General features: G+C 63.0%; 3 protein-coding genes. 2 read left to right on the top strand and 1 reads right to left on the bottom strand.

Annotation, left to right across the window (positions count from 1 at the left end; genetic code table 11):
* Positions 1–117 precede the first annotated feature (117 nt).
* On the top strand, positions 118–1020 hold the full coding sequence (locus NA5_RS36405) for a helix-turn-helix transcriptional regulator (RefSeq protein ID WP_062993583.1): 903 nt from the start codon (positions 118–120) through the stop codon (positions 1018–1020).
* 232 nt (positions 1021–1252) lie between these two features.
* Here NA5_RS36405 and NA5_RS36400 read toward each other — a convergent pair whose 3' ends face one another.
* Positions 1253–3016 carry a sigma-54-dependent Fis family transcriptional regulator gene (locus tag NA5_RS36400; protein ID WP_062993582.1) on the bottom strand — a complete coding sequence of 588 codons (1764 nt, stop codon included), beginning with the start codon at positions 3014–3016 and terminating at the stop codon, positions 1253–1255.
* Between the two features lie 151 nt (positions 3017–3167).
* Between NA5_RS36400 and NA5_RS36395 the strand changes: the two genes are divergently transcribed.
* Positions 3168–4094 carry a class I SAM-dependent methyltransferase gene (locus tag NA5_RS36395; protein WP_371856491.1) on the top strand — a complete coding sequence of 309 codons (927 nt, stop codon included), beginning with the start codon at positions 3168–3170 and terminating at the stop codon, positions 4092–4094.
* The last annotated feature ends 217 nt before the right edge of the window (positions 4095–4311 follow it).

The raw sequence follows: 4311 nt of genomic DNA, 5'->3' as shown, positions 1-4311 counted from the left end.
TGGGGGACAGCGGCTGGTGCGGCCCCAGCGCGCGACGCCATACGCGATATGCATTGCCGCCGAACCTATTACTGGCAGCACCTGGATACCGTTAGCAGGATCCGGGATGATCGCGACATGACCGATGTTGTGGATGTTCGCGCGGTACGCAAGGCACGCCGCGCCGAATTGGGCGCGTTCCTGAAGTCGCGCCGCGCGCGGATCACCCCGGCCGACGTCGGTCTGCCCCCAGGCCCGCGCCGCCGGACCCCCGGCCTGCGCCGTGAAGAGGTGGCACAGCTCGCCGGAATCGGGATCACCTGGTACACCTGGTTGGAACAAGGCCGCCAGATCAACGTCAGCGTGCAGGTTTTGGATGCGGTGGCGCGGACGTTATCCCTGGACGCTGCTGAGAAGGCGCATTTGTATCGGTTGGCGGATGTGCCGACGGTGCCGACCGCGCATGCGGGAACGGCTCTGCCGGAGGAGCTTCAGGTGATTTTGGATCATTTGGAGCCGTTGCCGGGGGTGGTGCTCAGTCCGCGTTATGACGTGCTGGCTCATAACAAGTCGTATGAGGCGTTGTGCCCGGGTTTCGTAAAGGGAGAGCGTAATGTTGCCCGTCGGGTGTTCCTGACTCCGGAGTGCTGCAATACCTATCACCATAATTGGGATGATTTGCGGCGCATGGTCGGTTATTTGCGTGGTTCGTATGCGAAGAATCTGGGTGATCCGGGTTGGGAGCGTTTCATCTCCGAGTTGTGTGCGGAGAGTGAGGCTTTCGCGTCGTTGTGGGCTCGTAATGATGTTGCGGTTCCGGCGAGTCGGACGAAGCAGATCCGTAATTTGGCGGTGGGGGAGTTGGAGATGTTCTTGACGAGCATGAGTTTGCCTGCGTTGCCGCATGCGTGGATGCAGATCTATACGCCGGTTGATGAGGTGGCGTGGGTGAAGTTGCGTGAGTTGTTGGCGATGAGTGAGGAAGAGCGCCAACGGCCTTGGATCGAGCATCGCGAGCAGTATCACGCTGCTGCGGGTTAGCGTCAGGCTCGTTGCGTGCGCTGCCGTAACCGGATCGTGTTCGACATGATGATCCGTAGGGCCGCGGAGGATCCTCGTTTATGACTGTAGTTGGCGCGGGGCGTCTATTGGTCTGATGCGTAGCCTCCGTGCCACCAGCGGCGCAGTATGGTGAGCTGTCGTTCCGTAAGGGGGCCGGCGAGTTGAACTGATTGGTTACTGTCGGGTGCCGGCGCGATCCGGGGCAACTTTCCTACTCGATGCCGAAGTCCTTGATCCTGCGGTAGATGGTCGCCCGCGACATCCCTAGTGCCGCTGCGGCTTCGGCCTTGTTGCCGCTGTTCTCCTGCAGGCTGCGCACGATCGCGTCGCGTTCCAGTGCCTCGATCCGGCTCAGCCTGCGCCGGGTCAGCGAACGGCATTGTGGTGGCAGATTGTCGATGTGGATCAGGCCAGATCGTTGCTGTGAAATGGCTTCGGCTAGCACCCGGCGTAGTTGGGCCACGTTGCCTGGCCACGATAGCTTGTGGAGCTGGCGCATGGCGTCCGGGGCAAGGCGGACTTCGGCGCCCTTGGTCATCTCGCCCAGCAGGAAGGGGACCAGCTCTTCGAGGTCTTCGATGCGGTGCCGGAGTGCTGGCACGCCAACGGTCCGGCTGAATAGTGGCAGTAGCGAATCGAGAGCCGTAGAGGGCGTCGCCGAATGCATTGTTGCCGCGATCCATCCGCGATCGGCGCAGGTCTGGAGTATGTCCGCGATCGGCTCGACCGCCTCGGTCGGCAGGCGGTCTATATCTTTGATGACAACGTTGAAATTGCTGTTGCTGGTTTCAGTGCGCAGCGCGGCCAGCAGGCCCTCGGTGTCGGCGAAGTCGGCCGTCCGCAGCACCCGGGCCATCCTGCCGGGGCTGACGTGCGCGACGACAGATTTCGCGAGTTTTGTTCGTCCGGAACCTTTTTCGCCATCGATGACCACCCATTCGCGATCCCGGCAGCAGCCTTCGACCTGCTGGCAGCTGCGCCGCCACGAGCTGCTCCTACCGGCGATGCCGGGCAATGCGAGCGCGCCGTGTGTGATCGGGTGGTCCACGACGCGGTCATTGACCAGCTGAACGTGCAGGACCGTGTTGTAGCTGCTGCCACGTATCGAAATACGTTCGACTGCTGTCACTTTTGCGGTCTGACCGCCCGGCAGTGGGGCCAAGAGGGTATCGACGGCCCCGGGACGAACCAGGTCGGTCGAATATTGCAGCAATGCCCCTTGGTCGTGTGGGTCGAGAGCCTGGCGCAGGTAGTGGTTCATCAGCACCACGTCGCCACCGATCGCGAGCACGCCGAGCGGATACTGGCGGCATTGGCGCAAATATGCCTCCAGCAGCGCGGTCTCGGTTTCGCTGGCGAGTCCGCGGAGCCGATCCTGGATCTGGCTGCTCGCGCTGTTGGCGAGGGCGAGCAGCAGCGGATCGGATCTGTTGGCCCAGCAGGTGAGATCGATGACGCCCAGCACCGAGCGCGTCAGCGGATGGCGAATGGGCGAGCCTGCGCATGCGAGCCCGCCGAGGGTGCCGAGATAGTGTTCGCCGCCGCGAATGAACGTCGGGGTGGCTGTTTCCAGGGTGGTGCCGATTCCGTTGGTGCCGACGAAGTCCTCGGCATAGCTGTAGCCGGGAGCGAGTTGCACGCCGTCGAGTGTGCGCATGATTGTGGCATCGGCGGCGTAGCGCTCGAGCAAGAGCCCATCCGACGAGGTCAGGATGACGCTGACAGCCTGGTCGGCCAAGTCGCTCGCGAGCCGCCGCAGCACCGGCGCAGCGGCGCTCACCAGCGGGGAGTCGAGATTCGGGTCCCGCACATAAGGCAGCTCCACACGGTCGGGATGGATCTGCAGCGCGCGCGATCGGCACCACGAATCGAGCACAGCGTCGCGCACCGGCGGGAAATCGAGCGAACCCACGGTGAGGAATTGTTCGCGGGCCTTCTCTAGGCTCACGGCGACGTCGGCTCGAGGATCCGGCATCTGCTCATACCTCGGTGCTTGTTGCTCAATCGATGGTGGCGGCCGTCTCAATCGATGACGCGTCTCAGATTGAGACCGTCAGTCTATCGCTTCTGCGATGTCATGGGCACCAGGAGATGTGCTTCGCCCAGCAAAACCAGGAGGAAGACGTTTGAGCCGCCAGAGCCTCAGCAAAGCCCATCGAAAGATCACCGACCTATCGGGGGAGCCGACCTTCGCAGAGGTCCGATCCCGCGCCGAGCTGCCGGATGAGTTCTTCGCACTGTTCCTCGACCCGACCTGCAGTTGCGCGTTCTGGCCCCACCCAGAAGACACCTTGGAACGAGCCCAGTTGGCGAAGATCGACCTCGCTCTGGCCCAGTGCGATCTGCGGCCGGGGATGACCTTGTTGGATGTCGGTTGTGGCTGGGGTACGACCATGTTGCGCGCCATGGACACCTACGGGGTGAATGTCATCGGGCTGACTCCCAGCCGTAACCAGTACCGGTATGTGCGGAATCTGCTGGTCGACCGGGTGATCCGAGGGCGCCCCTATGGTGGGGTGCGGCTGCAAGGCTGGGAGGAATTCGACCGCCGCGTAGACCGGATCGTGTGTCTCGGCGCGTTCGAACCCTTCGAACACCGCTACGGCGAGTTCTTCGAATTCGCCTACCGCACAATGCCCGCCGATGGGGTGCTGCTGCTGCAGGCCATCGTCGCCGATAACCGCGACGAACTGCGTGCACACGGAATTCAGCACACCAGCATCGGGGACGCGTTCATGCGGTTCCTCACCGAAACCGTCTTCGGCGGCCCGCTGCTGCCCCCGACCGCACGCGACACCAAAGGTGTCACCGCATACGCCGAAGACGCCGGATTCACTGTTACCGGCATGCAGTCGATGGGACCGCACTACGCCACCGCCCTCGACCATTGGGCCGACGCATTGCACGAGCACCGCGATCGCGCCATCGAGCTCGCCGGATCCGATACCTACAACGCCTACATCCGGTACCTGACCGGTTGCGCCGACTACGTGCGCGGTGGCCGCATCGACGTCATGCAATTCACCTGCACCAAACCCCGTGCACCGCGATGAACCAGATTGCGGTCGAACTTCCCAAACGCAACTGGCAGTGGCAAGCTTCCAGATCGAATGAGCGACAAAGTCACTCGTGATGCCCGGCGTGCACCGCGTCAACGCCGTCGAGTGTCTTCGGCACCAGTCGGCCTTTCCTCCTAACCGTTGGGTTCGGCTGCTCGGGCGGAGATCTAGATCCACCGTTGTCATCCCGACACTCCCCCCGAAGGAGCGT

The organism is Nocardia anaemiae NBRC 100462 (genome assembly GCF_001612725.1).
Lineage (GTDB): Bacteria > Actinomycetota > Actinomycetes > Mycobacteriales > Mycobacteriaceae > Nocardia > Nocardia anaemiae.
Note: the sequence above shows the minus strand (reverse complement) of the source record. Positions and strands in the feature narration are given on the sequence as shown.